Origin of the sequence: Pseudomonas sp. NFACC02 (assembly GCF_900110765.1) — a bacterium.
Lineage (GTDB): Bacteria > Pseudomonadota > Gammaproteobacteria > Pseudomonadales > Pseudomonadaceae > Aquipseudomonas.
Genome location: NZ_FOEO01000001.1, coordinates 183344 through 208749, shown reverse-complemented (window position 1 = coordinate 208749; position 25406 = coordinate 183344). Strand labels below are relative to the sequence as shown.

General features: G+C 60.8%; 20 protein-coding genes. 14 read left to right on the top strand and 6 right to left on the bottom strand.

Annotated elements, in window-relative coordinates; all coding sequences use genetic code 11:
• Positions 1-121 precede the first annotated feature (121 nt).
• A complete protein-coding gene (locus tag BMY73_RS01110; RefSeq protein ID WP_092404395.1) occupies positions 122-1054 on the bottom strand; it encodes a LysR family transcriptional regulator in 933 nt (310 codons plus the stop codon).
• A gap of 111 nt (positions 1055-1165) precedes the next feature.
• On the opposite strand from BMY73_RS01110, the gene BMY73_RS01105 reads away from it, so the two are divergent.
• The 5 genes from BMY73_RS01105 to BMY73_RS01085 are packed head-to-tail and all read left to right on the top strand — an operon-like array spanning position 1166 to position 7698.
• On the top strand, positions 1166-2887 hold the full coding sequence (locus tag BMY73_RS01105) for an acyl-CoA dehydrogenase family protein (RefSeq protein ID WP_092404393.1): 1722 nt from the start codon (positions 1166-1168) through the stop codon (positions 2885-2887).
• Between the two features lie 31 nt (positions 2888-2918).
• Positions 2919-4106, top strand: a complete 1188-nt coding sequence (locus tag BMY73_RS01100; protein ID WP_092404391.1) for a CaiB/BaiF CoA transferase family protein — start codon at positions 2919-2921, stop codon at positions 4104-4106.
• Between the two features lie 32 nt (positions 4107-4138).
• A complete protein-coding gene (locus tag BMY73_RS01095; RefSeq protein WP_092404389.1) occupies positions 4139-4933 on the top strand; it encodes an enoyl-CoA hydratase in 795 nt (264 codons plus the stop codon).
• On the top strand, positions 4930-6477 hold the full coding sequence (locus BMY73_RS01090; protein WP_092404387.1) for a 3-hydroxyacyl-CoA dehydrogenase: 1548 nt from the start codon (positions 4930-4932) through the stop codon (positions 6475-6477). The genes BMY73_RS01095 and BMY73_RS01090 overlap by 4 nt, the downstream gene beginning before the upstream one ends.
• A gap of 18 nt (positions 6478-6495) precedes the next feature.
• Positions 6496-7698, top strand: coding sequence for a 3-oxoadipyl-CoA thiolase (locus tag BMY73_RS01085; RefSeq protein WP_092404385.1), 1203 nt, complete (start codon positions 6496-6498; stop codon positions 7696-7698).
• Between the two features lie 155 nt (positions 7699-7853).
• Here the strand turns inward: BMY73_RS01085 and BMY73_RS01080 are convergent, their stop codons facing one another.
• A complete protein-coding gene (locus tag BMY73_RS01080) occupies positions 7854-8768 on the bottom strand; it encodes a LysR family transcriptional regulator (protein ID WP_062381320.1) in 915 nt (304 codons plus the stop codon).
• A gap of 471 nt (positions 8769-9239) precedes the next feature.
• Between BMY73_RS01080 and BMY73_RS01075 the strand changes: the two genes are divergently transcribed.
• The 8 genes from BMY73_RS01075 to BMY73_RS01040 all read left to right on the top strand — a co-directional run bounded on the left by BMY73_RS01075 (position 9240) and on the right by BMY73_RS01040 (position 19572).
• Positions 9240-10262, top strand: coding sequence for a zinc-dependent alcohol dehydrogenase family protein (locus BMY73_RS01075; RefSeq protein ID WP_062381322.1), 1023 nt, complete (start codon positions 9240-9242; stop codon positions 10260-10262).
• Between the two features lie 667 nt (positions 10263-10929).
• The gene (locus BMY73_RS01070) at positions 10930-12435 is read left to right on the top strand and encodes a hypothetical protein (RefSeq protein ID WP_062381324.1); all 1506 of its coding nucleotides are present in this window, start codon (positions 10930-10932) and stop codon (positions 12433-12435) included.
• Between the two features lie 105 nt (positions 12436-12540).
• Positions 12541-13938 carry an aminotransferase class I/II-fold pyridoxal phosphate-dependent enzyme gene (locus BMY73_RS01065; protein ID WP_256570765.1) on the top strand — a complete coding sequence of 466 codons (1398 nt, stop codon included), beginning with the start codon at positions 12541-12543 and terminating at the stop codon, positions 13936-13938.
• Positions 13939-14080: 142 nt separating this feature from the next.
• Positions 14081-16369, top strand: coding sequence for an ATP-dependent DNA helicase (locus BMY73_RS01060; RefSeq protein WP_256570785.1), 2289 nt, complete (start codon positions 14081-14083; stop codon positions 16367-16369).
• A gap of 175 nt (positions 16370-16544) precedes the next feature.
• Positions 16545-18188: a phosphoglucomutase (alpha-D-glucose-1,6-bisphosphate-dependent) gene (gene pgm / locus BMY73_RS01055; protein WP_092404379.1), complete on the top strand. Its 1644-nt coding sequence runs from the start codon at positions 16545-16547 to the stop codon at positions 18186-18188.
• 184 nt (positions 18189-18372) lie between these two features.
• Entirely contained in the window at positions 18373-18636 is a 264-nt protein-coding gene (locus BMY73_RS01050; protein ID WP_092404377.1) for a DUF6021 family protein, read from the top strand.
• A 183-nt stretch (positions 18637-18819) separates the two neighbouring features.
• Positions 18820-19152, top strand: coding sequence for an ElaB/YgaM/YqjD family protein (locus tag BMY73_RS01045; protein WP_092404375.1), 333 nt, complete (start codon positions 18820-18822; stop codon positions 19150-19152).
• Positions 19153-19371: 219 nt separating this feature from the next.
• A complete protein-coding gene (locus BMY73_RS01040) occupies positions 19372-19572 on the top strand; it encodes a DUF2934 domain-containing protein (protein WP_062381334.1) in 201 nt (66 codons plus the stop codon).
• 33 nt (positions 19573-19605) lie between these two features.
• Here the strand turns inward: BMY73_RS01040 and BMY73_RS01035 are convergent, their stop codons facing one another.
• From BMY73_RS01035 to BMY73_RS01025, 3 genes are all read right to left on the bottom strand, one after another.
• A complete protein-coding gene (locus tag BMY73_RS01035) occupies positions 19606-20013 on the bottom strand; it encodes a MarR family winged helix-turn-helix transcriptional regulator (protein WP_238591698.1) in 408 nt (135 codons plus the stop codon).
• A 204-nt stretch (positions 20014-20217) separates the two neighbouring features.
• Positions 20218-21432 (bottom strand): MFS transporter, encoded by a 1215-nt coding sequence (locus tag BMY73_RS01030; RefSeq protein ID WP_092404373.1) that lies wholly within the window; start codon positions 21430-21432, stop codon positions 20218-20220.
• Between the two features lie 246 nt (positions 21433-21678).
• Positions 21679-22839 (bottom strand): murein transglycosylase A, encoded by a 1161-nt coding sequence (locus BMY73_RS01025; protein ID WP_062381338.1) that lies wholly within the window; start codon positions 22837-22839, stop codon positions 21679-21681.
• A 218-nt stretch (positions 22840-23057) separates the two neighbouring features.
• Here BMY73_RS01025 and BMY73_RS01020 point away from each other — a divergent pair, with 218 nt between their 5' ends.
• Positions 23058-23807: a hypothetical protein gene (locus BMY73_RS01020; protein WP_092404370.1), complete on the top strand. Its 750-nt coding sequence runs from the start codon at positions 23058-23060 to the stop codon at positions 23805-23807.
• A 1016-nt stretch (positions 23808-24823) separates the two neighbouring features.
• Here BMY73_RS01020 and BMY73_RS01010 read toward each other — a convergent pair.
• Positions 24824-25270: a CBS domain-containing protein gene (locus tag BMY73_RS01010; RefSeq protein WP_062381341.1), complete on the bottom strand. Its 447-nt coding sequence runs from the start codon at positions 25268-25270 to the stop codon at positions 24824-24826.
• Positions 25271-25406 lie beyond the last annotated feature (136 nt).

Genomic DNA, 25406 nt, shown 5'->3' with positions numbered 1-25406 from the left:
TTGGATATAACCCTTCTTGCACGCTCGATGGGTTATTAGCGAAACGGCACGCCATGACAGTGCGGGGTGCCGTTCGCTAAGAGCCTATACAGGCCCCAACGATAAAAATAATGATTAATAATTATTGCTTGATACGGGATTTCGTATCGTAGACCGCCGGTTCGGATGCCTGCGAAGGCTGTAGCGTCTTGAATAGTTCCAGAAAGCTCTGCGCTGCCGCGGACGGTAATGCCGCCAGGCGGATCGCATGAATTTCCGATAGCGCCCCGTCACCCTTGATCGCGCAATAGTGCACACCTTCGGTCAGGGTCTTGGCCAGTGTCTGGGGCACGAGCGCCACGCCCATGCCGTAAGCCACCATGGTCGCTACGGTTTGCCACAGGCGCGTTTCATGGCGGATGCGGGGACTGAAACCGGCTGCCACGCAGCGCGCGATGATCAAGTCGTGGTAGTGCGGGGAGACGGTGCGGGGGAACAGAATAAAGTCATCGTCGGCCAGCTCCGTCAGGTCGATTTTTTCGCGTCCGGCGAGCCGGTGGGACGCAGGCAGACAACACACAAACGGCTCACGCAAGATCAACTCACAACGGATGCTCTCGGGGAATTGGCTCCAGTGCACGAATCCAATATCGATCTGCCCGCGCTGCAGCGCCTGGGCTTGTTCTGCACTGTTCATCTCCATCAACACGATTTCGGTATCGGGATGGTCTTGCTCGAAGGTTTTTACCGCCAGGGGTAAGCCGCGATACAGCACCGAATTGACGAAGCCCACGCTGAGACGTCCTGCAAAGCCCTGGGCTGAACGTAGGGTCAGGCGCCGGGCCTGGTCGGCACGCAGCAACAGATAACGCGCCTCATCCAGCAGGACCTGGCCAGCGTTGGTCAGGCTTACCGACTTGTTGTTGCGGTTCAGCAGTTGAATACCCAACTGGCTTTCAAGCTTTTTGATATCGAAACTCAGGGCGGGTTGGGAGATGAACAGCCGTGTGGCAGCGCGCCCAAAGTGCAACTCTTCAGCAACGGCAACAAAATAACGCAGCTGTTTGAGGTCCACGGCAAGCCTCCGGTTAACGATAGTTTTTCGTTATCGTAGTTGATTTATTTTGTATTAGATACTTATCGATGCTGACTTTACCCTGAATTCACAAGAATCAGGAGAGTCACCATGAATGCGCTGTCCGAAGTGCTCCACGACCCGCTGAACATCCCCGATAGTCGTGGCCTTAACCTGTTCGAGTGTGACGCCGGCCTTGCCGCGTTGCTCAAGGTTTACCTGCCGAGCGATCTCTACAACCACTGGCTGCCGACCTGGCAACAGCTGGGTGCGCGCGCGGGTAATGAATTGGATGTGCTGGCCCTGTCGGCCGACAAGAACCCGCCCAGACTGTTGCCGCGCACACGCCGTGGTGAAGATATCCAGAGCATCCAGAAGCACCCGGATTTCGTCGAGCTGGAACGCGTTGCGTATGCCGAACTGGGCTTGGCGGCCATGAGTCACCGCGATGACGGGACGCTGCCGCTGGTTAAATACGCCCTTACGTATCTGTTTGTGCAGGCCGAGTTCGGTCTGTGCTGTCCCGTCAGCATGACTGACTCGCTGACCCGCACCTTGCGCAAGTTCGGCGCGCCGGCACTGGTGGCGCGCTACCTGCCGTCCCTGGTCTCTCAGGACTTCGACACCTTGTTCCAGGGCGCTATGTTCATGACTGAGCAGGCTGCCGGCTCGGACGTATCACGCACCCAAACCCGCGCCACCCTCAAGGACGGCGAATGGCATTTGAGCGGCGAGAAGTGGTTCTGTTCCAACCCGGATGCCGACCTGGCAATGGTTCTGGCACGCCCGGATGACGCACCGGACGGCATGTCCGGTGTGAGCCTGTTTTTACTGCCAAAGCTGCGTCCGGACGGTTCGCGCAACGCCTACCGGATTCAGCGTCTGAAAGACAAACTCGGCACGCGCTCGATGGCCAGCGGTGAAATCACCCTGGAAGGCGCTACGGCCTACCTAATCGGCGAAGTGGGGCGCGGTTTTCAGCAGATGGCCGACATGGTCAACATGTCGCGCCTGTCCAACGGTGTGCGCGCCGCGGGCTTGATGCGGCGCGGCGTCAACGAGGCGCTCTACATCGCTAGGCACCGCCGGGCATTCGGCAAGCATCTGATCGAGATGCCGCTGATGCAACGCCAATTGCTGAAAATGATGTTACCCACTGAACAGGCACGTTCAATGTTCATGCAGATTGCCACGTTGCTGCCCAAGGCCGATGCGGGCGATGAAGCGGCTCGCCAGTGCGTGCGTATCCTCACGCCGCTGATCAAATTCCGCGCTTGCCGTGATGCCCGTCGCGTCACGGGTGACGCCATGGAGGTACGCGGTGGGATTGGCTATATCGAAGAGTGGAGTGATGCGCGGCTGGTACGCGATGCCCACCTGGGTTCCATCTGGGAAGGTACCAGCAATATCGTGGCCCTGGATGTTGGCCGTGCCGTCACCCGCGAACATGCGCTCGAGCCGTTAAAGCAATACCTGGTGAACGTGTTGATGGAAGCGACGCTGCCCGCGATCAGTCATCAGCGTTTCGCCGACCTGCTGGACCGTACCGTGGCTCGGCTCTCGGCAGTCGCCGTGGAGCGCCGTGATGAAGAAGTGCGCCAGGCCGGGAGTGCCCTGTATCACATCGCCACGGCGATTTTCATGGCGTGGGAAGCCAGCCAACAAGCCGATAACAGTCGCCGCCTGGCCCTGGCCCATTTGGTGTTGCGACACAAGCTGCTGCCCCGCGACCCGCTGAACCCTGAACCTGCGATCGACGCGCAATTGCTGTCTCGCCTGGCCAATGAAAGCCCGCTTTCCCAAGCCGAGGCCATGCAACTGTTGCCGGTTTGAATCCGCTTTTTCATTGATAGCAGGTGTATTTATGAACCCTTCCAAAGGGGCCCTCGACGGCCTGAAAGTGATTGACCTCAGCCGCGTGCTGGGTGGGCCTTACTGCTCCCAGGCACTCGCCGACCATGGCGCCGATGTGATCAAGCTGGAGCCGTTGAGCGGCGACGAAACACGCGGCTGGGGGCCTCCTTTCGAAGGCGCCGACGCCTCCTACTACCGTGGCGTCAACCGCAACAAGCAGGGGATCGCCGTGGACCTGTCCCGGCCCGAAGGCATTGATGTGCTGATGGGCCTGCTGGAAGGCGCGGATGTACTGATCGAAAACTTCAAACCTGGCACGCTTAAACGTTGGGGAATCGGCTTCAGCGACGTCTTGAGCCAGCGTTTCCCAGGCTTGATCCATTGTGCTATCTCCGGGTTTGGCGTCGATGGCCCGCTGGGCGGCCTGCCAGGCTACGACGCGGTGATTCAGGCCATGGCCGGCCTGATGAGTGTCAACGGCGAAGCCGACAGCGGTGCGTTGCGCATCGGCCTGCCGATTGTCGACATGGTCACGGGGCTCAATGCGCTGGCCGGCGTGCTGCTGGCGCTGAATGAACGTCATCGCAGCGGCCTCGGGCAATCCCTCGACATCACCCTGTACGACTGCGGTGTGTCGCTGCTGCACCCCCATGTGCCCAACTACCTGGCCGCCGGTAAAACCCCGCAACGCACCGGCAATGCACACCCCAATATTGCGCCTTACGACAGTTACACCACCGGCACCGAGCCGATTTTTCTGGCGGTTGGCAATGACCGCCAGTTCGCCAGGTTGTGCGAGCAGTTGGGCGCGGGCGAGATACTCGACGACCCACGATTCGTCAATAACGGCGCTCGTTCGGTCAATCGCGAGGCGCTCAAACAGGTGCTGCAACAGCAGATGGCCACGCATGACGGCGCGGTGCTCGCCCGGCAACTGATTGACGCAGGCGTGCCGTGCGGGGCGATTGCGACCATCGACACCGTGGTTGCCCATCCCCATACCCGGCATCGCGGGCTGTTGGTGGACATCGGCGACTACCGGGGCATCGGCTCGCCGGTGAAACTCTCGCGCACACCCGCGACCTATCGCAGCCCGCCGCCGACCTTGGGGCAGGACACGCGCGCAGTGCTTGAGGACCTTGGGCTGGATGCCGAACAGATCAAGCGTCTCTATGCCGCCGGCATCGTTCGCGGTTAACGGCCGTCTATTTTCCTGGCCACGGAGCCCCTATGAGCCACGCATCTGATAGTCCCGAAACCTTGGTTCTATACGAACAACCCGCGCCGGGCGTTGCACTGTTGCGCCTCAACCGTCCCAAGGCTCGCAACGCGTTGAACAGGGGGATGCGCGAAGCGCTGGCTACGCATTTTCGACGGCTCGACGGATGCCCTGATACCCGCGTCATTATCCTCACTGGCAGCGATACGGTGTTCGCCGCGGGCGCGGATCTGGGTGAGCTGGTCGACGCCACGGCACTCGAGCTGTATGCCCGACATGCCGAGCGGCACTGGCAGGCGATTTCTGCGTGTCGCATACCGGTGATCGCGGCCGTCAACGGCTTTGCCCTGGGCGGCGGCTGTGAGTTGGCGATGCACTGCGACGTGATCATTGCAGGGGAGTCGGCTCGCTTTGGTCAGCCCGAAGTCAAGGTCGGAATCATGCCCGGCGCCGGCGGCACCCAGCGCCTGTTGCGTGCGGTGGGCAAATTCCAGGCATTGCGCCTGCTGTTCACGGGGGCTCAGTTTACGGCGCACGAGGGTCTGCGCATGGGCCTGATCAGCGAAGTTGCACCCGACGTACAGACCCTGAACGCAGCCCTGACGATGGCGATGACCATCGCTGCCATGCCGCCCATCGCCATCGCGCAGATTAAAGAAGTGGTGCTGGCCGGCATGGATCTTCCGCTGGAGCAGGCACTGACCCTGGAGCGCAAGGCCTTTCAACTGCTGTTCGGGTCCCACGACCAGAAAGAAGGTATGCAGGCGTTTTTGCAAAAGCGCACACCGGAGTACCTCGGCCTATGAACACATCACCCATTCAGAGACTCGGGGTGGTCGGTGCCGGTGCCATGGGGCAGGGCATTGCCCAGGTCATGGCGCTGGCTGGCCTGAATGTCTCACTGTTTGATGTGCGCTTGGGTGCGGCGAGTGCTGCGCAACGTGCATTGGCGACGACGCTGGCCATGCTGCAGAGCAAGGGCCGCATCGGCGCACAGGCGGCGCACGATGCACTGGCGCGGGTGCAGGTGGTTGATCGCCTGGAAGCGCTGGATGACTGCGAGCTGGTGATCGAGGCGATCGTCGAAAACCTCGAGGCCAAACAGCAGCTGTTCCGACGCCTGGACGAATTGCTCGATGAAACCACGCTGTTGGCGAGCAATACGTCCTCGCTGTCCATCACTGCGCTCGCATCGGTGTGCAAGCACCCAGCGCGTGTGGCCGGCCTGCATTTTTTCAACCCGGTGCCGCTGATGCGTCTGGTGGAGGTGATCGGCGGGATTGCCACTCAACCGGAGGTCCTTGAGCGACTGCGAGCGTTAGTGCGAACGATCGGCCATTACCCGGCGAACTCAACGGATTCCCCTGGATTTATCGTTAACCACGCCGGTCGCGCCTATGGCACCGAAGCCTTGCGTATGCTCAGTGAAGGCGTGGCTTCACCCGCGCTGATCGATACGGTGCTACGTGACGGCGCGGGGTTTCGCATGGGCCCCTTCGAGTTGCTGGATATGATTGGCCTGGATGTCAGCTTGCCAGTGATGGAATCGGTGTATCACCAGTTCTATGAAGAACCGCGCTACCGCCCCCATCCCTTGTTGCGCTTGATGCAGGCGGGGGGGCATTTGGGGAGAAAGACTGGCCAGGGCTTTTATCGATACGACGGCAACGGCGGCGCCCCCTCGCAGGCCCAGCCCGTACCGTTGCGTGCGCAACTGCCCTCGGTATGGGTCGCTGCGGACGATGACCTCGGCAAGGCCCGTGTGCTGGCGCTGCTTGAGCGATTGGGCGCACAGGTCGAGACGGGGCCGCACCCATCGCCCGGCGCGTTGTGTCTGTTGGCGCCCTTGGGTGACGACGCCAGCGAATCGGCCGTGCGCCATGGGGTCGACCCGACCCGCAGCGTGGCGATCGATACCGTGCTGGAGCTGGGTGCATTGCGCTGCCTGATGGTCAACCCGGCCACCCGCGCGGATATGCAGGACGCCGCTCACGCGCTGTTGAGTCGGGACGGCGGTCAGGTCGTAATGCTGCGTGACAGCTGCGGTTTTGTCCTCCAGCGCACCCTGGCGTCGATTGTCAACCTGGGTTGCGACATCGCTCAGCAGGGCATCGCCAGCGTCGAGGATATCGACATGGCGGTGCGCCTGGGCCTCGGCTACCCCCACGGGCCGCTGGCATGGGGGGACACCCTGGGCGCGGGGCGACTGCTGCTGATCCTGGAGCGTATGCATGGCCTCACCGGCGACCCGCGTTACCGCCCCAGCAACTGGTTACGCCGCCGGGCACGCCTTGGCATTGCCCTGTGCAGCGCCGAAAACCCAATGCCGGCAGCCGCCGAGCCACTTTGATTGAGCGAGAACTTTGCCATGCTTGATGCCTATGTCTACAGCGGTTTGCGCACCCCCTTTGGCCGTTACGGCGGGAGCCTGTCGGGCGTGCGGCCGGATGACCTGGTCGGCAACCTGCTGGCGCGGCTGATGCTGACCTCAGGTCTGCCAGAGCACGCCGTGGAGGATGTGATCCTCGGTTGCACCAACCAGGCCGGCGAGGACAGCCGCAACCTGGCGCGCAACGCTTTGCTCAGCGCCGGCCTGCCGTGGTCCGTGCCGGGCCAGACGGTCAACCGCTTGTGTGGCAGTGGATTGTCCGCCGTTATCGATGCGGCGCGGGCAATTACCTGTGGCGAAGGGCATCTGTACTTGGCGGGCGGCGTCGAGAGCATGTCGCGGGCGCCGCTGGTGCTCGCCAAGGCAGAGAGTGCGTTCAGCCGCACTCAAGTGCTGGCGGACAGCACCATTGGCGCACGTTTTTCCAACCCGAAACTGGTGCAGCGGTATGGCAACGACAGCATGCCGCAGACCGCTGACAACCTGGCCCTGATGTTTGGCATCACCCGCCATGACGCCGATCACTTTGCTGCCGCGTCTCAGGGTCGTTATGCCCACGCGTTGAAGTCGGGCTGGTTGACCGATGAGATCCTGCCGGTGGAGGTGCCCACGGGGCGCAAGGGGCAAACCCAACTGATCAGCGTCGACGAACATCCACGGCCACAGTCCGATTTTGCTGCGTTGTCGCGGCTCAATCCGCTGTTCCCCGGCGGCGTCGTGACCGCCGGCAATGCGTCGGGCATCAACGATGGCGCCGCAGTCTTGCTGGTGGGTAACCAATCTATTGGCCAGCTCCACGATGTTGCGCCCATGGCCCGAATCCTGTCTTCGGCAGTGGTAGGCGTAGAGCCGCGCGTCATGGGCATCGGCCCGCACCAGGCGATTAACGTGGCGTTACAGCGCGCCGGCATCAACCTGGCACAGGTGGATCTGATCGAGATCAACGAGGCATTCGCGGCGCAGGTGTTGTCGTGCCTCAAGGCCCTGGAGCTCAGTTTTGACGACAGCCGCGTCAACCCGCTGGGCGGTGCTATCGCCATCGGGCATCCATTGGGCGCGTCGGGCGCCCGGTTAGTGCTCAGTGCTTGTCGCACGTTGCAACGTAACCAGCAGCGCTACGCCGTGGTCAGCCTGTGTGTCGGGGTCGGGCAGGGCGTCGCGATGGTGATCGAGCGCGTTTGACCCTTGCACGACGGGGGATTGAAGAGCGGCCGTCTGGCCGTTCTTCGATAAGTGCCGTTCATAACAACAAGAATCTCACTGGACAGACTGCCCATGAAAACACCCCCTGGCCCTCGATCTTCAAGCGCGGCGGGTGTCGACCAACAGGACGAAACCTAAAGACTGTCAGGATCGCCAAAGAACATCTGGATCCGCGAGCGCAGCCAGCGCTCGCCGGGGTCGTTGTCCTGGGAGCCGCGCCAGGCCATATGCAGCTCGAACGTGCGCGTTTCCAGAGGCACTTCCTCGGCCCTGACGCCGCCGGCTGCCGCGAGCACGTCGGCGGCGTAATCAGGCACGGTGGCGACGATGTCAGTGCCGGCAATCAACGTTGCAAGGCCGTTGAACTGCGGAACCGCCAGCACGACGTGACGCTTGCGCCCGATCTTTTCCAGATGCTCATCGATGAACCCGCCCAGATCCCCTGCAAACGACACCAGCGCATGCGGTCGTGCGCAAAAATCATCCAGCGTAATTGCACCGGGCATGGTGTCCGCGCGCAGCAATTTGGGCGTACTGCGACGCAGGACCTTGCGCTTGGCGTTGGCCGGCAGGTCATCGGTGTAGCTGACGCCAATGGAGATTTCGCCGGAGGACAGCAGCGAGGGCATCAGAATGTAATTGGTGCGACGGACCACCAGCACGATACCGGGCGCTTCTGAACGCAGGCGCTTAAGCAGCGAAGGCAGCAGGGCGAACTCGACGTCGTCAGACAGACCGATGCGGAACACTGCGGTGCTGGTGGCCGGATCGAAATCGGCCGCGCGGCTCACTGCGGTGGAAATGGAATCCAGCGCAGGAGAGAGAAGGCCGAAAATCTCCACGGCGCGCGCGGTGGGTTCCATGCTGCGGCCAGTGCGCACGAACAACGGGTCATCGAACAGGCCACGCAGGCGGGAGAGGGCGGCACTGATCGCCGGCTGACCAAGGAAAAGCTTTTCGGCGGCACGCGTGACACTGCGTTCATGCATGAGGGTTTCGAACACGATGAGCAGGTTGAGGTCGACGCGACGCAGGTCGTTGCGATTCATGACGGGGGTCTCAGGGACATTGGTCGATACGTTGGCCACGATGGCAGGCCAGTGTTCAGCTCAGGCACGAATAGTACGAGGAAAAATTGATTCTCCGCACTGTTAAATTCATCCGCAAGCATACAAACGTGTTACCCATCACGCCCGTCGATAATCGGTGCTGAACCTTTTGGGAAGGATCGTGCCCCACTCATATAAGCCGTCAGCCAGGGGAAATCGTTCCGGCGTGCCACGGTTTGCGCGATTGTCATCGTCACGTTCATCCGGAAATGACCCGTCAGGTTGCAATGTCGGGAGGAGCAAAGAACAATGGCCGCGCTTGAACAGGCGAGCATTCGATGGTTATCTAATGACCGCTTTTCAGCAACAGAATCGATGACAGGCATGTCGACTATTAATAGCCACTGATAGTGTTACCGGCAGCGCCCGGATAGAGTTCATGGCATCAAGGTTCATAAGGCGAGGTTCGAAATGTCCCGCACGATCCGTTTTCATCAGTTTGGCCCGGCCGAGGTGCTCAAGATCGAAGAGCGACCCGCCGCGTTGCCAGCACCCGGAGAGGTGCAGATACGCGTCCAGGCGATCGGTGTGACCTGGTACGACGTGCTGTGGCGACAAAATCTGGCTTCCTCCCAGGCCCGGCTGCCTGCCGGTCTGGGTTCTGAGATGGCCGGCGTCGTGACCGCCGTCGGCGATGGCGTGGCGGATTTGAAAGTGGGCGACAAGGTTGCCAGCTTTCCCTCGGCTGACCCGAACGTGCACCCGGTGTATGGCGAGGTGATCACGCTGCCCCATACCTCCGTTACCCGTTATCCGGACGTACTGACGCCTGCTGAAGCGGCGGTTCACTACACCCCGATGCTGGTGGCGTATTTCGCATTCGTCGAACTGGCGCGTGCCAAACCAGGCCAGACAGCGCTGGTGACGGACGCCAGCCATTGCGCAGGGCCTGCGTTTCTGCAACTGGGAAAGGCGTTGGGCGTAAAGGTCATTGCGGCGACCAAGACCGAGTCGTGCCGTGAGTACCTGTTGAAAATGGGAGCGGACAAGGTCGTGGTCACCGAAGAGCAGGATCTGCTCATGGCGATCAACAAGTACACCGACAACCGTGGCGTGGACATTGTTCTCGACGGCCTGGGTGGCCCACAGATGTCCATGCTGGGCGATGTATTGGCGCCTCGCGGCAGCTTGATTCTCTACGGGCTGCAAGGTGGCAATCAGACGCCATTCCCGGCGTGTGCGGCGTTCCAGAAAAACATTCAGTTCTTCGTTCACTGCGTGGGCAACTTCACCGGCAAGCCCGAGTTGGGCATCCAGCAGGATGAAGAGGCCGTTAAACGTGCGCTGCGTGACATCAACCAGTTGACCGCTGATCGGGTGCTGGTGCCGCAGATCACCAAAGTGTTTTCGTTCGATCAGATCGTGGAGGCGCATCGGATGATGGATGGCTGCCCGGTCGGTGGTCGTGTGGTGGTGGAAGTCGAGACTGCCTGAGTGCAATTCACCGTGCTCAGCTTACCGTTCGACGCTTCTGGCCGGGCGTCGAAAAGGGTGATCCGGTCATCGATTCACAGATGCCGGTCCTGAATACAGACAATTCATGCAATACCCGACAAAGCCTTCCAGGATCCAGGAAGGCTTTTTTGTTTATATATCTTTTTGCTGAATAAACACGGTCGATTGCGTGCGACAGGCTGTTTTGCCAAGTGGTGGAGCAAGGCGGTGGCGATAACTTAAACAGGCTTGTTTAAAAAGCGGCACGGCTTATTCATTTACTGACAGGCAATACCTCATTGATCTGTACCTTGTAATTGTTTTTCAGATACCGATAATAACGGGGTCATTCATACTCAAGGAACGAGTCATGCCTCATGCATTGTCATGGCCGTCTGTTTTACGGTGTCGAATACCCGCCCTCACGGGCGCTTTATCACGCTGCACGCTCATGTCGATCCCGGGTGATTGGCCTGGCGGGGGCGCGGCGTTACGCTGCATCGGGCAAGTTCGTGGCCCGGCCTTGTTGCAGGACAGTTGTTGACGATCAATAAACTGGATTGTGTTGTTGCAGGACAACATTGAAGAAGTATCGCCTCTGCTGCCACGACGGCTGTCGTCTCGAAGTCGATGGGTTGGTTGTACCGGGTTATTCAGGTGTTGACGTATGGGTTCTATTCACGAGCAGGCCATGAACTATGTTTATCAACAAGTGCTGCAGCGTTTGTTGAGTTATTTCAATCGTGCGGAACGGACGGCGTTGCAATTACTGATTCAACGTCTGATCGTCGCGGCAGGCGGAATGGAGAACATTGGAACTTATAAAGTTCTGGTGGCCTTTAGCGGCGGAAAAGATAGCGCCTATACCGTGGCGTTGATGCGCGCCGCGCAGTTGAGCATCGCCGGCCGGGCACCGGCAACGTTCCAGTTGCGGGTGGCCAACATGCGCCATGCCGGGATGACCTCGGCGGTCATGGCCAACATTCATCGCTGCTACTCCGCGCTGTTCCTGCACGACGATCCGAGGGTGGAATTGCTGGTGGTCGATCACCAGTACGTCCAGACGTTCGAACCTGATCTCCCGTTTTCCAGTGCCGGGCGGGAGCAGAACCGATCTGACATGCTGCTCGGCGGGCATCTGACCGCAGGGGATGCGAGAACGACGTTCTGCAACAGCTGTTACCTGGGCATGGCCGAGTTTCTGGGACGAGCCGCGTGTTGGGGCGAAGGTGTCGATGCGGTCATCAGTGGCGACTCGCTCAAGGAGCAGAAGCAGTACGCGACCTGGATCATGCGCCTGGCACGGCATGAAGGGCAGGCGATAGAGAACTGGCACAAGCTGGGCTTCATGACCGCGTTGAATACCATCGACAGCGTGGGGCGAGCTTACTACCGCGAACTCTACGGTGAAGAAGCACAACCGGCCGGATTCATGTTGCGGCCGCTGGGGTATCCGAACAAGCCGGTTGCGCCTGCGTTTCTCACGGTGGCCGACCTGATCGGGTTCCGGCTTGAGGAGCACTGGGCGCTGCTGACGGATTTCCTGGGATTCCGGTTCGATGATCTGGCGTTCAGCTTCAGTGAATCGGACTGCGCCAACCCGTTGCTGATGGCCCACATGCGAGGTCTGAAGGCGCAGTTTGTCCAGGGGCGCGCGTACGCCGATGGCGTTGCCGAGTACCTGGAGCTGGCGGCTGAAATGATGCGCCGCAAGCGCATGCCCAAGCGCCTGATCACCCAGGCGCTGGCGGCTTATGACCGCCCGGACAAGCTCGAGGAGCGCCGTGCTCTGGCGGCGGGCTATGCGCAGGAAGCATTGGGTCTGAGCGAGACGCAACTGGTGTGTCTGCTGTTCGCACCCTTCGTCGATGCGGGCGCACAGCTGGAAGCGTTCCTGCGCATCTGTCATCCCGGCATGCTGGTAGCCCTAGCGGACCTGCACAGGGCATTGTCGGGGCTTTCGGCGCCGGATCAGGTCATTCAATGGCTGGTGGATGTCAGCGGGTTGAGTCTCAAAGGGCTGCAGAACCTGTATGAGAAGCGTCGGGTGGATTTCACCGATGACAGCTCGATCATCGCGCGGGTGCGGGCCAGCGATCCGGACAAGGGGCACGTGACGACGGTCGATCTGCAAACCGGTGAAGCGGTCACGGAGCTGATCTCAGGGCGTTGATTACGTCCTGTTCACACGCCGGGCGCGAAGAGTCTGCTTTCGACCGTCACCCGGTGCATTTTTGTCATTTGACCCTGCGCCTTGCGCATGGATGGGGTGTGTCCAGTGAATAACAACAAGACCGATTTCGCCTACCAGATGGTGTACCGCTATCTGTCGAGGCTGACCAATGAGCTGCCCGGAGGACCGGCAGTCAAGCTGCCTTCGTTGCGTCTGCTGGCGCGCCGGCTGCGCGTGTCCATTTCCACCGTGCAGAATGCCTACTCGTTGCTGGAAAGGGAGGGGCGCATCTGTTCCGTGCCCAAATCCGGTTATTACGCATTGCCCCAGCCGTGCAACGACATCCACTGTGAAGGTGACGATGTGCTCGAACGCTATCAGGCGAGTGCCCGACGGTCAGACATGTTTGTCTTCGGTGCCGATGAACCGACGCTCCTTCAATCGCTGGACGGAGCGCTGTTGAACATCGAGCGCGACCTCATGCGTCATTACCCTTGTCAGCCCGATCCACGCTTCCAGCCGTTCGGCGACGTAGAGCTGCGTACCGCTATCGCGGCGTCCTACACCACGTCCACCGAACGTTGCTGGCACCCCGATAACGTCTTTATCGGACCGGACAAGACCGGTGTCTTGAAGACCGTGCTTAAAGCCCTCCAGTTGCGTGACTGCGCGGTGCTGGTGGAATCACCGTGCGGCTGGAGCGTGCTGCGTACCCTGCAGTCTTTTGGCATCCGGGTCATTGAGTGGTGCGCCAGTCCTGAGGGTGTGGTCAACCCGGATGAGCTGAACGGCCTGTTGAAACATGGCGAGGTCAAGATGGCGATCCTGTCATCGCGCATGGACCCCGTTCGCGGGCGCGTCATGGCGTTGGACCAGCGCCAGTTGCTGGCGCAGGTCTTGAACCGGCATGGACTGTGGGTGCTGGAAAACGACAGCCAGGGCGGGCTGTGTTTTGATCAGCAGGTCGAGCCGCTGCGCAACTTCATCGACCCTGAGCGGCTGATGATACTGGGGGCGTTCGACAAGACGATCGGACTGGAAGCGCCTTTTGGTTACCTGTTGAGCCGCCATTCGCGGCCACTCTGGCATCAGCAGATGCTGCTGCGCTCGTTTCGTCTGCCGCCCATCAGACAGAAAGCGATTGCACGCTTGTACAGCTCCGGCCAAATGGACCGTCATCTGCAAGGGTTGCGCATCAGTCTTCAAGAGCGGACCGCGAACCTTGGAACGATGATTGACCACTATCTGGGTGACGACGTCCGTTTCGAGCGTCCCGGCGGCGGTGCCACGCTCTGGCTGGACAGTACGCACCGCGTCGACATGACGCGGGTTTTCGAGCGCCTGCTGGATCAACGTATTGTCATTGCCCCCGGGGAGTTGTTCAGCGTACGGGGGCTGCATCAGCAAAGCCTGTGTCTGAGCGGTGCGGCAGACTGGAGTCAGAACATCGAATCGATGTTGGTCATCATTCGGAATGCGTTGATGCAGGAGCGGCTGGTCTAGCCATCCGCCGATCCGTTTTGTTTGCCAGACAGGGCATGCAGCTGTTATCTGTATGCCTGTCCAGTATTCAACCGTCGGTCAGCGTTACCCAGTGAGTGCCATTCCCCCGATCAATCCCGATGCCGACCTCGTGCCCGGTGAGCTGCCTGCTGCCGCACCCGACCCGGTCGTCGAGCCGCGCGCGGGCTACACGATCGCCGTTCGGGCCCTGTGCGAATTCACCGCCAAGGCCGGGGATCTCGATCTGCGTTTCACGCCATCACCCAGCGCACTGGAAGGCATTGCCGGCCATCGCACCGTCGCGGCTCGACGTGGCCCGCAGTACCAGCCAGAAGTGGCCGTGCGTGGCGTCTTCCATGAATTGACGGTACGGGGCAGGGCGGACGGCTACGACCCCGCGCTCAACCAACTGGAAGAAATCAAGACGTTTCGTGGTGACCTCGACGCCATGCCTGACAACCACCGGCAGCTACATTGGGCGCAGGCCAAGGTCTATGCCTGGCTGATCTGCCAGCAACGGCAGCTGCCTGAGGTGAACGTTGCGCTGGTCTATTTCAATATCGTCAGCGAGCAGGAAACGGTTATTCGCGAGCGGTATCTGGCGGCGCAACTCAAAGCGTTTTACGAAGCGCAATGCGAGATCTTCCTGCAGTGGGCGCGGCAGGAAATGGCTCACGTTGAGGCGCGCAATCAGGCACTGACCGAGCTCAGGTTCCCCCATCCCGAATTTCGCAGCGGGCAGCGCGTCCTGGCCGAGTCGGTCTATAAAGCCGTCAGCACAGGACGCTGTCTCATGGCCCAGGCGCCGACCGGCATCGGCAAGACCATCGGCACGGTGTTCCCGATGCTCAAGGCCGCGCCGGGTCAGAAGCTGGACAAGGTGTTCTTCCTGACGGCCAAAACCCCTGGCCGCAAGCTGGCGCTCGACGCTTTGAGTGTGATCGGTCAAAGCGCACCGCAGCTTACGTTGCGCGTGCTGGAACTGGTCGCGCGCGACAAGGCGTGCGAGTACCCGAACAACGCCTGCAACGGTGATTCATGCCCCTTGGCCAAAGGGTTTTACGACCGGCTCCCGAGTGCTCGTAGCGAGGCGTTGATTGCACCCTGGCTGGATCAGGCGGGTCTGCGCGATGTCGCTTTGCGGCATCAGGTCTGCCCCTATTACCTGAGTCAGGAGCTGGCGCGCTGGGCGGATGTGGTGATTGCCGATTACAACTATTACTTCGACCTGAGCGCCTTGCTGTTCGGTCTTTGCCAGTTCAACCAATGGCGCGTTGCGGTGCTGGTGGACGAGGCGCACAACATGGTCGAGCGCGCACGCCAGATGTACAGCGCAAGCCTTGATCAGCACGCGATGAACCAGGTGCGACAGGTGGCGCCGGAACCGTTGAAGAAATCCCTGCAGCGGGTCAATCGCGAATGGAACGCGCTGCATAAGGAGCAGGTTGCGGCGTACCAGGCTTACCCCGGTACGCCGGCAAAGTTTCTGGCCAGTCTCGCGCTGTGCGTCGCGGCCTTTGGCGATTACTTCAACGACCATCCCCAGGCGGCGAATGGCGAGCTGCAACGTTTCTATTTCGACGCCATTCAGTTCGCGCGCATTGCCGAATTGTTCGACGAGCATTACCTGTTCGATATCAGCAAACGTGCGTCGGGCAAAAAAGACCTGTCGCGCTTGACCCTGCGCAACGTGGTTCCGGCGGGATTCCTGCGTCCGCGTCTGACGGCCGCGCGCAGTACCGTGCTGTTTTCCGCCACGCTGAATCCTCGTCACTATTACCGGGATTTGCTGGGCTTGCCGGATAACACCGCGTGGGTCGACGTGGAGTCGCCGTTCCAGCGCTCGCAGCTGGACGTACACATTGTCAGTCGGATCTCCACGCGATACACCCATCGACAGGCCTCTCTCGGCCCCATCGTCGCGTTGATGGCCGAGCAGTTTCAGGCGCGGCCGGGCAACTACCTGGCGTTCTTCAGCAGTTTCGATTACCTGCAACAGGTGGCCGACCTGATGGCGGCCAGTCAGCCCCGGATTCCGATGTGGCAGCAGTCCCGTGGTATGGCAGAAGCCGACCGGCAGGCTTTCCTGAACCGATTTACCCCGGACAGCCAGGGCGTCGGTTTCGCCGTGTTGGGCGGGGCGTTTGGTGAAGGCATCGACCTTCCCGGCGCACGCTTGATTGGCGCATTCATCGCGACGCTGGGCCTGGCGCAGATCAACCCGGTCAACGAGCAACTTAAACAGCGCATGAGCCTGTTGTTCGGCGAGGGTTACGACTACACCTATCTTTACCCTGGCATGCAGAAAGTGGTGCAGGCTGCGGGGAGGGTGATTCGCGGGCAAGACGATCGCGGCGTGGTGATGCTGATCGATGACCGTTTTGCCGAACGCAAGATTCAGCAATTGTTGCCCGCCTGGTGGCAACTTTGAAGCTGCTCTGCTAATTGTCTCAAGCGTTTACGGATCGATAGCCGAGCAGGGCGGTCCAACTGCCAGTAAACTGCCGCGCTGGCGGTGGTTTCAAGCCGTTTTTTCGCTGCGCCGAGCATTTTTTATTTTTCGTCAGTCATGACTAATCACGGTTTTTCATCCACGGAGGTTTCGCATGAGTATCAGTCCATTCGCGGGCAAACTGGCGCCTGCAGAATTGCTGGTCGATCTTCCTCGTCTGGTGACGGCGTATTACACCGGTCAGCCGGACGCGTCGATTGCCACCCAGAAGGTTTCGTTTGGTACGTCAGGCCACCGTGGCAGCTCGTTCGACCTGAGTTTCAACGAGTGGCATGTGCTGGCAATCAGTCAGGCCATCTGCCTGTATCGCCAGGCGAACGGCATCGACGGCCCTTTGTTTCTCGGGGCCGACACTCACGCGTTGTCCACGCCTGCGGCCGCATCGGCGCTTGAGGTACTGGCGGCAAACGGCGTCAACGTGATGATTTCCGAGGGTGACGAGTACACGCCGACGCCGGCCGTGTCCCACGCCATCATTTGCTATAACCGGGGTCGCACCTCGGGCCTTGCGGACGGTATCGTCATCACACCGTCGCACAACCCGCCGGAAAGCGGCGGCTTCAAATACAACCCTACCAATGGCGGCCCGGCCGATTCGCATATCACCAAGTGGATCGAGAACAAGGCCAACGAACTGCTCGCCGAGAAAATCGCCGGCGTGACCCGCATGCCGTTGGAAAAGGCGCTGCGTGCTGACACCACTCACCGCCATGACTACCTCAACACCTATGTCGCGGACCTGAAGAACGTCATCGACATGGACGCGATCCATGGCGCCAATCTGCGTCTGGGCGTCGATCCACTGGGCGGCGCCGGCGTGCGCTACTGGTCGGCAATCGGGGAGCACTACGGCCTGAACCTGGACGTGGTGAACACATTCGTCGACCCGACCTTCCGCTTCATGTGCGTGGACTGGGACGGCAAGATCCGCATGGATCCATCGTCCAGTTTCGCGATGCAGGGCCTGATCGGGCTGAAGGACCGTTTTCAGGTGGCCTTTGCCTGCGACCCGGACCATGACCGCCATGGCATCGTGACCCCGACCGGGGGCTTGCTGGCGCCGAACAACTATCTCGCGGTGTCCATCGACTACCTGTTCCAGAACCGCCCTGACTGGCGTGCTGACGCGGCCGTCGGCAAGACCGTGGTCAGCAGCGGCATGATCGACCGCGTGACCCAGCGTCTGGGTCGTCGCCTGTACGAAGTGCCGGTGGGCTTCAAGTTCTTCGCCGAAGGCCTGTATGACGGCTCGCTGGGCTTCGGTGGCGAGGAGAGTGCGGGTGCCTCCTTCCTGCGCCGCGACGGTACGGTCTGGACCACCGACAAGGATGGTCTGATCCCGGCGTTGCTGGCGGCCGAAATCCGCGCTCGCAAGGGGCGTGACCCGAGCGAGGTGTACAAGGCGCTGACCGATGAATTGGGTGAGCCTGTGTCGACGCGGGTCGAGGCCAAGGCCAACTTCGAGCAGAAGGCCCTGCTGAGCAAGCTGTCGCCTGAGCAGGTGACGTCGACGGAACTGGCGGGCGAGAAGATCACCGCCATTCTGAGCAAGGCACCCGGCAACGATCAGGCGATTGGCGGTCTGAAGGTGATGACCGAGAACGGCTGGTTTGCTGCGCGCCCTTCGGGCACCGAAGACATCTACAAGATCTATGCCGAGAGCTTCAAGGGCGAGGAGCACCTCCAGCGCCTGGTGGCCGAGGCGCAGGTATTGGTCGATGGCGCGATAGCACCCTGATAAGCCTCTCTCGGGCACCGGCCCGCCGGTGCCCGTTTGCTACAGCGAGTGGCGTCGACCGCGCGCCATTCTCAACGCTCTCACCTTCATGCGTCACCGCTCGTCCATCTTGCGGCACTCCTGATTCCCTCACGTATCCCACTTCTACGTGTGCTTATCGCGCGCATTGACGAGGAGAGTCGAGATGGAGATGAATCGCAACGCACCCGGCAACATTTCCCAGAAAGGCGTGAACAGCGAGGCCGATAACGAAACCGGCTTTGATCCGCGTGCTCAGGGTGGTGCTGGTCAACCAGACCACGTGGATGAAGAGCTGGGATTCGACCCGGAGTCGCCCGATCTTTCCGATCCGGCAGTGGACCCGCTGCATCCTGCCCGCACCAGCAACGACCCCGATCCGTCCGCGGACGACGACAAGCCAACCGCGTCTCGGCCAGACGTCCGTTGATTCGGACGGTCCCTCTTCGAGCCCGGCACATTGTCGGGCTTGCAGGACCAAGTGCCTGACGGCGCTTGTGGCGCACGCACCGGCTGACCAAGGCACGATCAATTCGGTTGTGGATTTCGTTCGGAACGAATCGATTCACACTTTGGTCAACCAGTTTCGACTTCCTGAATCCGGTATTACTTTATGAGTCAGAAGATCAACGACCTTGCCGATACTTTGAGTGACAATCTGTATGAGAAAACCCGTGCGCAGTTGAACGCGTTTCTCGACGAGACCAACGCGTTGCTCGCTGCGGGAGACGCATTGCATGAAGACCGGACCGCATTGGCCCATGAGCGGCTGGCAGCGTTTCTCAAAAGCTCGGCGGCTGCGGTTCATGCAGAAGGGGAACCACCGGTGACCCGGGTACTGAACGATGCCAAGCGGTACGTCAAAGCCAATCCGTGGCTCGCGGTGGGCGCGGCGGCCGGCGTCGGGCTGCTGGTCAGCGTGTTGCTCAACCGTAAACACCCTTGAGGAGGATGCGTCGTGAAGCGCCATCGCGGAATCTTAACGATGCGCAGAGAACCCGGGGGCAGGTTTTCGCTTGCCAGTTCGTATACACGCTGTGAGCACCGGTCTGTGCTCTGCGTTGATCACCGTCTGGTGTCCGGCTTGCCCGGACGGCGGTTCGATACGGATCTTGAAGTGTGTCCCGGGGCAGGGAACAGACAGCGATATGAAAGGGGGGCATGCATGAATGTCGACGAAGAGGCTGTTCGTCAACTTGCGCAATTGATATGGGAGACCGAGGGACGGCCCGAGGGGCAGGACGCCCGGCATTGGGAGATGGCGACGAAACTGGCGGAGTCGGCGGCCATGGCGCCGGTGCGTACGCCTCATCGGGCCAAGGTCGACACGTTGTTTCCGGCCCCCGATGAGGAGCCAAAGGGCTAGTAAGGGTCTGAAGATCGTCGTGAAAGAGGCCGTTCAGGCCTCACTCGACTGCAACTCGTTCAGCAGTGATCGTGCGAAGTCTTCCGATGCGATGAAGTCCAGCGCCTCACGCAGTTTGACGGTCTCTTCGACGCCAAATGTCTTGTCGAACACCTGGGACACGCGTTCGGAAATCTTGCGGGCTTCACAGTACTTCAAGTGACCTGCTTCCGTGAGCAGGACGCGTCGGCTGCGACGATCGGCTTCGTCGACCTGCAGTTCGACCAGGCCATCACGAACCAGCGGTTTGAGGGTGTGGCCCAAGGCAGAAAGGTCCATGACCAGGACCTGAGCCAGATCGCGCATCTTGGGCTGTCCACTGCGGGCGATCTGCGACAGCAATGAATATTGGGTGGCCTTCAAACCGCAGGGCAGGAAGGCTTCATCGTAAATTTGGCCCAAGCGCCGAGAGGCCCGGCGCACCGAGCCATTGGCACAGCTACTGGCCTTGGCGGGATCTGAACAGAATGTCGCGCGTTTCAAAGCCTTATACTCACTGCGGACAAAGTTAGGCCGGATTATGCCTGCCCAGCCTGCCGCGACAAGGTTTTTTCGGCCGGTCGGTTGATGACAGAGTGTCGCACCGGCGCCGGGCACCCCTGACAATCAAGCCTGGCTCGCCGATTCCCGCGCGAAACGTTCCGTTGCCCGACGCGCATCGGTCACCGCCCAATACCACATTCCCAGTCCGCCCAGCGTCAGCGCTGTGGCGGCATACCCGGTGGCCGGCAAACCAAAGCCGGCAGCGATAACGATGCCGCCCACCCACGGGCCGATGGCGTTGGCCAGGTTGAACGCGCTCTGCACCAGCGCGCCCGCCAGGGATTGCGCGTGGGGCGCAACGTCCATCAAGCGGGTTTGCAGGATCGCGGCCAGGCCCACGCCGCAACCGATAAAGAATACCAGCGGGATCAGCAGCCACAGGTTGTCGGTGGCCGAGGGATAAAGTGCGAGCACCAGCGCAGTGAAACCGAGCGATACACCGGCTGCCCGCATGGTGGCGCGATCCGCGGCCCAGCCGCAGACCAGGTTACCGACGGTGGTGCCCAGACCGAACACCGCCATCACCACGGGAATCATGAAGTCCGAGGCGTGGGTCACCTCGATCAGGGTTGCCGCCAGATAGGTGTAGACACAGAACACACCTCCGAAACCGATGCCGGCGATGCCCAACGTCAGCCACACCTGCCGTGAACGAAGCGCATTGAGCTCGCGCAGCGGGCTGGCATCGGCTTGCGCGGGAGAGGCGGGCGCCAGGCTGCGAATCAGCACGGCGGTGATCACCGCGAGCACCGCAACGATGGCCAAGCCCCAACGCCAACCGACGGTCTGGCCGATCCAGGTGGCGAACGGCACGCCGATGATGGTGGCGATGGTCAGCCCCAGGAATACGCGCGATACCGCCTGCGCCCGCTGGGTTTTAGGGACCAGCGACGCGGCGAGGAGCATGGCGACACCAAAGTAGGCGCCATGAGGGAATCCGCTGAGAAATCGGAAGAACACCAGCCAGGGCAGGCTCGGTGCAATCGCGCTCAGGGCGTTGGCGATGCCGATGAACGCCGCGAGCCCCACCAGTAATGCCCGGCGCGGGAGCCTGACGCCCAGCACCATAATCACCGGAGAGCCGACGACCACACCCAGTGCGTAGGCGCTGATGGCGTGCCCGGTCAGCGGCTGGGTGGTCTGGAAGTCGCTTGCAATGAACGGCAGCAGTGTCATGGAGGCGAACTCGGTCGTTCCGATCGCGAACGCGCCCATGGCCAGCGCGAACAACAGCCAGCCCATATGAAATTCAGCAGGGGTATCGGGGGTGGTATTCATTTGAAAAACTGACGTGAGGATGAGAGGAAGACGAGCTTGCTGTTATACCTGAAACCGGTTTCAGGGGAACCTGCCCATCGACAGTTGACAGCTTGAACATGACCTTGGCTGTCATGTTCGAGCGTTTCCCTTCGGTCTCGGCCTGGAACAACCGCGAGCCATATCCGCGCTGCAAGGGCACCGAGGGGCAGCATCGCCGGTCAATGTGACGTCTTCAATCGCCACCGGTTCCGTACGGGTGGACCGTCAGTTCTTGGGTTTGGCGTTGGGCAGCGCTGCGCCCTTGGGCCACAGCATCCAGATCTGGCCCTGTTGCTTCATGTTGCCCGCCAGTTCGCCGGCGGCATCGCCGGTGCCCCAGAACATGTCGGCACGGACCTCACCGGCGATGGCGCCGCCCGTGTCCTGTGCGGCAACGGGCCGGACCAGCGGCGTGCCATCAGGGCGGGTCGACGACAACCACAACAGACTGCCCAGCGGAATCACCTTGCGGTCGATGGCCACGCTGTAGCCCGCCGTCAGCGGAACGTTGAGCGACCCGCGAGGGCCTTCGTTGCTGTCTGGACGCAGGGTGAAAAATACGTAGCTCGGGTTGCTGCCGAGCAGTTCATGGATACGCTCGGGATGGGCGATGGCCCAGTCACGGATCCGGCCCATGGACACCTCGTCCTTGGTCAACTGGCCTTGCTCCACCAGCCAGCGGCCGATGGGTTTGTACGGATAGCCGTTCTGGTCGGCATAGGCGATCCGTAGCTGCCGGCCGCTGTCGAGTTGCACTCGGCCCGACCCCTGAATCTGCAGGAACTGCAGGTCAATGGGGTTTTCCAGCCAGGCGAGAACCGGCGCATTGACGCCTTTCTCGTCGATGGTCGCGGCGTCGTCGTAAGGGCGCAGCACCCGACCGTCCAGACGACCCCGCAGGCGTTTGCCCTTGAGCTCTGGATAAATACTGTCGAGATTGACGATGATCAGGTCATCCGGAACGCCATAGATGGCTACCGGGTGTTGATCGTCGTGCTCTTCGCTGCCTTTGTAGATCGGTTCGTAATAACCGGTGATCAGGCCATTGGCGCCGTGTTCGGACGAACGCAGGCTGTAGACCTGCAGTTGATTCTTCAAAAAGTCGCGGACTGCGGCAGGGTTGGGTGGCACCTGCGCGGCCATGGCACAGGTCGGTCCCCACACCGGGTCCTTGGCCAGGCGCTTGCACGCCGAGAACCAACTGTTGTAACCCGCCATCAGGTCCTGATCGCTTACCACGGGCAGTTTGTCCCATTCCACGCTGACGTATGTCGTGGCCTCGGAAGGCTTGGTTTTGGGCGCGCCGCCGTCGCAAGCAGCGAGCAGTGCGATCAGCGGAGCGAGGCAGAACAAAAAGCGGCGCCAGTGCAGGCTTGTGGTGATCACGCGGGGTGTTTCCTGAAAGCAGAGTGAAGTCGGCTAGCTTGGTGAAACGTGAGCGCGGCGTCAAATCCCAGGCTGTCACATAGCTGAATTTAACGAGGGTTCAGCAACCATTGAGCGCCATATTGCTTGCTTGCCGCACTTTTTGCCGAATTACGGCTCTATCCATGGCCAGGACGTGGCGAATCCGCGCGACGTCTAGATGCTGAAGCTTGTGATTGATGGTTGGTGTGTCTCACTTTTTCTACGTACACCGCAGTGTTCGCGCCACGCTGGCGGTCGGCACGCTGATGCTGTGCGCCGCCGGCTGCACACGTCAGGACGGGCGCGACATGGCGACGCAATTCAGTGAAACCCGCCCTCAGGAGTTTTTCCAGACCAGCGTGGATCGCATGGCCACGTTAGCCATGCATGACAACCTGGAAAGTTTGTATCTTTTGATGAACAAGCTTTACGCCCGCAACCCGGCGGAGTGGCGCAAGTCAGGATTTATCGACGCTCGTGCTGCCGAGCGGAACGTGCGCAACGCCATCGAGCAGCGAACGGCTCTGGCGCAACTGGGCAATCGTCGTGACCTCGCCGCGCTGAGCTATGCCCTGAGCCCTGAATTCCTCGGAGACCGCGTAGGCGCCTTCATCTACGCCATCGGCAGTATGTTGGTCACCGCGCATGGCGGGCGTCTTGAGTTTTTCATGACCGACCAGATCAACCCGACATTCGTCAGTAATGCCGCGCGCAACATCGAGAAAGCGACCTGGCTGCTGAGCCAGCGCCAGAATGCCAACGGCGAGTTGATGCTGTTTTCCAACGAGATTTCGGAAGAGGGCAGCAACCTCAGCTTCGCCACCGAATTTGGCAAAATCGTTGCGCGACTCGATTTACTGGCTCAAATGCTCGACGAGCGCTATCGACGCATTGGCCTGAACTACGCGCAAAGTCTGCTGTTCCTGAATTTTCTACCGGTTCAGTGAGCGTGCTGTACTGGGATCCACTGCATTCATCGAAATGCCGCTCAGAGCAAGCTCAATCCCACAGATCTGCGGTCTGGACACCGATTCGTGCTTCACCCCAGTCCCTGTAGGAGCATCCGAGGTTACGAGGGCCGCGAAGGCGGTGGGTCAGTCACCGTTGATGGTGCTGAACCACCGCATTCGCCAGCAAGCCGGCTCCCACCGGTCCGAGGTTGCACAGGATCTGAGGGATGGCCTCGAGCTCGTCAACGACGCGGACTCTGTAGGAGCAGTCCGAGGTTACGAGGGCCGCGAAGGCGGCGTGTCAGTCACTGTTGATGTTGCTGAGCCACCGCATTCGCCAGCAAGCCGGCTCCCACCGGTCCGAGGTTGGACAGGATCTGAGGGATGGCCTCGAGCTCGTCAACGACCCGGACTCTGTGGGAGACGTCCGAGGTTACGAGGGCAGCGAAAGCGGTGGGTCAGTCACCGGTGATGGTGCTGAACCACCGCATTCGCCAGCAAGCCGGCTCCCACCGGTCCGAGGTTTGTAAGAGATATCAGGGGTGGTCTCAAGCTTGTCAACGACGCGGACTCTGTAGGAGCAGTCCGAGGTTATGAGGGCAGCGAAGGCGGTGGGTCAGTCACCGGTGATGGTGCTGAACCACCGCATTCGCCAGCAAGCCGGCTCCCACCGGTCCGAGGTTGCACAGGACCTGAGGGATGGCCTCGAGCTCGTCAACGACGCTGACTCTGTGGGAGACGTCCGAGGTTACGAGGGCCGCGAACGCGGTGTGTCAGTCACTGTTGATGTTGCTGAACCACCGCATTCGCCAGCAAGCCGGCTCCCACCGGTCCGAGGTTGGACAGGATCTGAGGGATGGCCTCGAGCTTGTCAACGACGCGGACTCTGTAGGAGACGTCCGAGGTTACGAGGGCAGCGAAAGCGGTGTGTCAGTCACGGGTGATGTTGCCGACCCTCCGCATTCGCCAGCAAGCCGGCTCCCACCGATCTGATGCGCTGTTTTTTATGTTTCTCAATAACTCTCGCCGCGGATGTATTGCTGCATCTTTTCGATCAGCCGGCCCTGTTCGGCGATGGCCTCCTTGACCAGGTCGCCGATAGACAGCAGTCCAACCAATTGACCGTCATCCACCACCGGCAGGTGACGCAGGCGCAGGTCGGTCATGATGTTCATGCACTGATCAACGGTAGCGTTGGAATTCACGGTTTTGACGTCATGGGTCATGATGTCGCTCACCGGCGTGCCGACCGATGCGCGGCCCTTCAATTCCATCTTGCGCACGTAATCCCGCTCGCTGACGATACCGACCACCTTGCCGTCCTGCACCACCGGCACGGCACCGATGTTTTTGTCCGCCATGAGCATGATCACTTCAACGACCTTCTGATCCGGCCTCACGGTATGCGGGACGCGGTGTTGCACGTCTTTCAACTTCAGTAGTTCGGCTACTGTCTTCATGCTGGCCTCTCCGGCGCGTATTTGTGAGCTCGGCCACCCTGTGGGGGCGGTGCATACAGAATCGTAGAGAGATGGCATTCCGGCAAGTTTTGAAAGCGGCGCGCAGATGGTGAAAAACGTCATGCCGGGCTGGCGG